General features: G+C 72.4%; 5 protein-coding genes. 2 read left to right on the top strand and 3 right to left on the bottom strand.

Going from position 1 to position 5905, the window contains the following annotated elements:
- Together WH07_RS28080 and WH07_RS28085 are read left to right on the top strand one after the other, a co-directional pair.
- The coding region (locus tag WH07_RS28080) for an FGGY-family carbohydrate kinase (RefSeq protein ID WP_052744576.1) at positions 1-1255 on the top strand (1255 nt) is incomplete at its 5' end.
- Positions 1252-1905, top strand: coding sequence for a histidine phosphatase family protein (locus WH07_RS28085; RefSeq protein WP_046505860.1), 654 nt, complete (start codon positions 1252-1254; stop codon positions 1903-1905). The genes WH07_RS28080 and WH07_RS28085, both read left to right, overlap by 4 nt.
- A 103-nt stretch (positions 1906-2008) precedes the next feature.
- Here the strand turns inward: WH07_RS28085 and WH07_RS28090 are convergent, their stop codons facing one another.
- From WH07_RS28090 to WH07_RS28105, 3 genes are all read right to left on the bottom strand, one after another.
- Positions 2009-2605: a TetR/AcrR family transcriptional regulator gene (locus WH07_RS28090; RefSeq protein WP_046505862.1), complete on the bottom strand. Its 597-nt coding sequence runs from the start codon at positions 2603-2605 to the stop codon at positions 2009-2011.
- Positions 2606-2689: 84 nt separating this feature from the next.
- The gene (locus WH07_RS28095) at positions 2690-4870 is read right to left on the bottom strand and encodes a DUF2264 domain-containing protein (RefSeq protein ID WP_232789082.1); all 2181 of its coding nucleotides are present in this window, start codon (positions 4868-4870) and stop codon (positions 2690-2692) included.
- Positions 4867-5905, bottom strand: a 1039-nt coding sequence (locus tag WH07_RS28105; RefSeq protein ID WP_408645946.1) for a hydroxyacid dehydrogenase, incomplete at its 5' end; no start/stop codon positions are given. The genes WH07_RS28095 and WH07_RS28105, both read right to left, overlap by 4 nt.

The following is a 5905-nucleotide window of genomic DNA, read 5'->3' on the forward strand; positions in this document are numbered from 1 at the left end:
GGGTCCGGGGGGCGGGGGTGGCGCGGCCGGTTCCGGTGCGACCGGCTTCGGCGTGACCGGCTCTGATACGTCCGGCCTCGGCGAATCCGGTTCGGGTGCGTCCCGTTCGGGTGCGTCCGGGTTCAAGGGCGCCCGGGTCTGTCACCAGGCGGACTTCATCACCACCCGGCTTGTCGGCCGCCCGGTGGCGACCGACTCCAGCCATGCCCTCAAGACCGGCTACGACCTGCGCACCCGTACCTGGCCGACGGCCGTCCACGACCGGCTCGGGCTCTCCGGCCTCGACTTTCCCGCCGTGGTCCTCCCCGGGACACCGCTCGGTACGGTGTGCGCGGAGGCGGCGGGCGCCACGGGCCTGGCCGAGGGGACCCCGGTGATCGCGGGCATGACCGACGGATGCGCGGCCCAACTCGGCTCGGGGGCCTGGGGCGTGGGGCGGTGGAACACGGTCCTCGGCACCACGCTCGTCCTCAAGGGCGTCACCGACACCCCGCTCCACGATCCCGCCGGTGTGCTCTACAACCACCTTTCCCCGGACGGGCACTGGCTGCCGGGAGGTGCCTCCAGCGTTGGCGCGGGCGCCCTGACACAGGCGTTCCCCGGGGCGGATCTGGCCCAGCTCGACCGGTTGGCCGCCGCGCACGAACCGGCCGGTGTGGTCGCGTACCCCCTGGTCTCGCGCGGGGAGCGCTTCCCGTTCCTGGCCGCGGACGCCGAGCCCTTCGTCCTGGGGCGGCCGGCCGACGACGGCGATCACCATGCCGCGCTGCTCCAGGGCGTCGCCCTGGTCGAACGGCTCTGTCTGGCCTATGTCCGGTTCCTGGGCGCCCCGGCCCACTCACCGATCGCGTTCACCGGCGGTGCCACGAGCAGCCCGTACTGGAACCAGCTCCGTGCGGACATCCTCGGACTGACCGCCACGATCCCCGAACACACGGATTCCGCCCTGGGGATGGCTGTGCTCGCGGCACATGGGGTCCGGACACATGTAGGCCAGGCACATGGGGCCCAGGCACATGGAAGCCGGACACATGGGGTGCAGGCACATGGTGTGGAGCCACATGGTGCGTCGGCATACGGCGAGTCGACACTGCTCTCCACCGTACGGAGCATGGTGCGCGTACGGACGATCCTGGATCCGCGGCCCCAGGTCACCCCACGTTTCGACGAGCCCTTTGTCACCCTGGTGGACGCCTTGGAGCGGCGCGGCTGGCTCCCCTCGGAGACCGCCGCCTACGCACGGGAGCACGGATGACAGCCTCGGCAGAGGAAGCGGGACCGGCTACGAAGTCCCCGGCTTCCACCACTCTCTTTCTCGCCCGGCACGGCGAGACGATCTGGCACGACGAGAACCGCTATGCCGGGGTCAGCGACATCGCGCTGACCCCGCGCGGTGTCCGGCAGGCCGAAGCACTAGGGAGCTGGGCGGCGGGCGCCGGGCTCGACGCGATCGTGACCTCGCCCCTCACCCGCGCCCGCCGCACCGCCGAACCCGCCGTCCGCACCACGGGACTGGTTCCGGTCGTCGAACCGGACCTGGCCGAGCTGGACTTCGGCGTCGCCGAGGGCCGGACCCTCGCCGAACTCGAAGCCTCGTACCCCCAGGAAGTCGCGGACTTCCGCCGCGACCCGGCTGCCCATCCGCTGCCCGGCGGCGAGGACCCGAAGTCCGCCGCCGACCGTGGCGCCGCCGCCCTGCTCCGGCTGGCGGAGGGCCATCCGGGCGGTCGTGTCCTGGCCGTCGCGCACAACTCCCTGTTCCGGCTGGTGCTGTGCAGGCTGCTCGGTATCCCGGAGAGCGAGTACCGGAGAGTGCTCCCGAAGCTGCGCAACTGCGCGATCACCGAACTGCGGGTGACGCGTGGGCAGGTGGCGCTCATGTCGTACAACGTGCCGACGGGGTAGCGGGCGAGGCGCGGGGCCAAGCGGGCGGGGCCAGGCGTGTGGGGCGAGGGACGCGGCGGTCGTGGGGCGCGGCGGTCGTGGGGCGCCGACGCGCCTTTCGCCGTCAGTGCGCGAGCCGCAGGAACAACAGCGAGGTGTCCAGCGCGGCTTCGAGATGGGCGCTGCTGCCGGTGGACATCAGGATGGTCACGCCGCCCTGGACCGCTGCCAGGATCGCGGCCGCGGTGCGCTTGGCGTCGAGACCTTCTGCGACATGGCCGTGCCGCTGCATCTCCCTGATACCGACCAGCAGTTGGTGCTCCCACCGTTCGATGAGCCGTGCCGTCACAAGCTGCGCGGCGGGGGTGCTGCGGCCCAGCTCGGTGATCAGCACGCCGAGCGGGCAGTTCATGCCCTGCCGCTGGTAGCGGAGGACGACCGCGTCCCGCCATGACTCCCAGGCGCTCCAGGTGGTCAGTTGGCCTAGGTGCGGCTGCTGATCCTCCAGTACACGCTCGGCCTCCCGTTCGGCGACGGCGAGCAGCAACTCCTCCCTGCCGTCGGGGAAGTAGTGGAAGAGCTGGCCCTTGCTGGTCGCGGTCCTCCGGCAGACATCGTCCAGGGTGGTGGCCAGGACCCCGCGGTCATGGATCTCGGCCGCGGCGCCGTCGATGATCCGCTGCCGGGTCGCCGTTCCCTTGGCGGTCAGTGCCTTCGGCATGTCGGCCGTCCTTCCGATGCCTGCCGGTCCCACAGTCTGGACCTGCTGGTCTATTTTAGTTCATCCAGTTTGAGTTCATCCCGTTCAGGCCATGTGGGTGACACGATCGGTGTGGGTGACCTCCAGTGGTGTGAAGGCGACGCGCGTCACGGATCCGTCATCCGCCCAGGTCACCTCGATGGTGTCCAGGTCCGCAGCCGGCAGCCGTACCTCGCTCACGGCCTCGGACAGCGGGGCCGCGGCGGGCTCCGCGGTGAGGGTGACGAGGGCGGCGAAGAGAGCTGTCCCCTCGGCCTCGCCGGTCAGCCGGGGCACCCGCGCCCACCGAGTGAAGGCCGTGCCCTGCGGTGCCCGTTGCTCGTCCAGGCCGGCCCAGCCGTACAGGCCGTGGAGAGCGGACCGTACGCCGTCGTCGCCGCCAGGACCTTCGTCCGGACCGGGGCCGGTCGCCCAGCCCGTCTGGCGTACGAGCGTGCCGGGCGGTGCGCCCAGGACGCGGTGCGCGCGCAGCTCGTACCGGCCCCTGACGACCGTCACGCTTTCGACCCGCAGCCCGGGCACCATGGGCGGACCCGAGGCGAAGACCGGCAGATGCCAGGAGGCGGCCCAGCCCCAGCCGTCGCCCTGCCCCGTGCCCAGGGGGCGGATACGGCGGCGGACACTGCGCAGTCCCGCGATCTCCACGGACAGATGGTTGTCCGCGAGGTTCTCGACCGAAGTGGGGCCCGTCCGGGTGGAGTAGGCCTGCCGGCCGTAGTACGGGTCGTCCTCCGAGGCCGGCTCGCCCTCGTGGGGCCGGACATTGCCACTGCCGTGATTGTGCAGCCGTACGATCCCGTCCGCCCCCGTGGACTGCACCAGCAGCCCCGGCGCGGGCAGGGCGAGCACCCGGTCGGGGCCCTCGCTGGGAGCGGGCTCCTCGGTCGCCGTCCACAGGGGGTGGTCCGGCGGTGCGAGCAGAGTGACAAAGGCCTTGGACGCCCAGTAGGGCGAGGCCGGGCCCGAGTAGCGCTGGAGCGTGGCGGCATGGGGGCCGTGCCAGCCCAGGCTCAGCAGGCCGTCCGTACCGATGGCGCCGCGGTCGAGGAAGTAGCGCAGCGAGCCGCTCAGCAGGCGCCGCGAGACACCGGGGGCGAGCGGGGTGTGCCCGGTGACGGCGCCCAGGGCGACCGCCGCGCCGGCCGCGAAACGGTAGGTGAGCGAGCGGCCGAAGTGGACCGGCGCGCCGTCGCCGCCGAACAGCAGCGAGAAACTCTCCAGATGCTCGCGCAGTCGCGCGCCATGACGGGCGGTCGCCTCGGAAGTCACCTCGGGTGCCGCCCCGGATGTCGTCCCGGGTGTGCTGCCCGCGGCTTCTGAGTTGCCCAACTCGCCGTCCATGCTCGCGAGATGGGCGTCCAGGACCGGATACAGGTGCAGGGCCCAGCCGTTGTAGTGGTCGAAGGCGCGGCCGTCGCCGTCGGTGTACCAGCCCTGTCCGCGGTACCACCCCTCCAGCAGTCCGAGCGCCCGCTCCCGCGCGCGGGCCGTCTCGGTGTCGCCGCGGCCCACCGACTCCAGGAATCCGGCGACCGAATAGGGGAACAGGTACCAGTTGTTGGGGGCCGGGGTGTGCCGCAGCGCGCCGCGCAGCCACTCCTCGGCGCGGTCCTGGACCGCCGGGTCCAGCCGGTCCCAGAGCCAGGCCCTGGTCAGCCGCAGCCCGATGGCGACAGACGCGGACTCGACCATGGGCTGGCCGTGCACATCGTGGCCGAGGACCAGCGGCCAGGACTCGGCGTCGTCGCGTCCGGGGGTACGGGTCCCCGCCGCGAGCCCGTCCGCGTACCGGTCGAGCCAGCCGTACGGGTCCGCGCCGCCCGCGCCCGCGACCCGGAACGCGGCGGCCAGGAACGTACGGGCGTACCCCTCCAGTCCGTCCGAGCGGACCCCGGAGACGGAGGGCCGGCCGGGCAGATCGAGCAGGGCGCGACCGGGGGAGGCCCACTGCCAGGCGGCGCCCAGCAGACCGTCGGCGACGGCTTCCCAGTGCGCCCGGGTGTAGCCGGTGTACGGGCTGAGCGCACGGTCCTCGTCGGGCAGCGGGACCACATGGTGTCCGGGCACATGGTGTCCGGGCACATGGCGCTCGGGCCGGTGTTCGTCTCCATGGTGCTCGCCCACATGTGGCGCGGGCACATGGTGCTCGCCCATATGGCCTTCGCGCCCATGGTGTCCGGCTATGGGGGCGCCGTCCGGTCCAGGTGCTTCGTACTGTTCGGTCATGCGAGGAACGCCAGCCTTTCGCGTCGTACGGGATGAGCGAAGCTCTCGCCCGCCGCCCAGCGGGCGATCTCACTGACCGCCAGATCTGCCAGTCGCCGCAGCTCATTGCCCTGCGAACCCGCGAGATGCGGGGTGATCAGTGCGTTCTCGCACGCCCACAGCGGATGGTCCGCAGGCAGTTCCTCCGGCTCCGTGACATCGAGGACGGCCCGGATCCGGTCCGCCCGTAGCACCTCGGTCAGGGCGTCCTGATCGACGACGGCGCCGCGCGCGGTGTTGATGAGGACCGCGTCCTGCCGCATGGACAGCAGGAGTTCACGGCTGACGAGGCCTCGGGTGGCGGGCAGCAGCGGGGTGTGCACGCTCACCGTGTCGCTCGCGGCGAACAGTTCACCGAGCCCGACCGCCCGGGCACCGAGCGCGGCGGCCTCGTCGTCATCGACGTACGGATCGTGCAGCAGCACCGGCAGATCGTACGGCCGCAGCAGTTCGATGACCCGTCGGCCGATCAGTGAGGCCGACAGAATGCCCACGGTACGGCGGTAGTTGCCCACCTCGGGTGCCGTGGGCAGCCACTCCTCGCGGCGGCGCGACGCACGGTAGTCGCGGGCGCGTTCCAGGGCGCGTTTGCCGGAGAGCAGGATCATCGCGACGGTGTACTCGGCCACCGGCAGGGCATTGGCGGCTGCGGCCGAGGACACCTCGATTCCGCGTTCCCAGCAGGCCTCGGTGATATGGCCGCGTACCGAACCGGCGGTGTGGACGACCGCGCGCAGCCGTGGTGCCGACTCCAGGACGGCCGCCTCCAGGGGCGGGCAGCCCCAGCCGGTGACGAGGAGTTCGGCGTCGGCGAGGGCGGCGCGGGCCCGGTCGGTGGTGAAGTCGTCGAGGACGGGCGGCGGCGCGAGTTCGCACACCGCGCTCAGGGCGCTGAGCGCCTCGGGGCCGAGGACGCCGGCGGCGGCGTCCGGTGCCATGGCGAGCGCGGCGCGCGGCTTGGCCCTCGGGGGGCGTGCGGCTGACGAGGTGGGCGAG

Source organism: Streptomyces odonnellii (assembly GCF_000981895.1).
Classification (GTDB): domain Bacteria; phylum Actinomycetota; class Actinomycetes; order Streptomycetales; family Streptomycetaceae; genus Streptomyces; species Streptomyces odonnellii.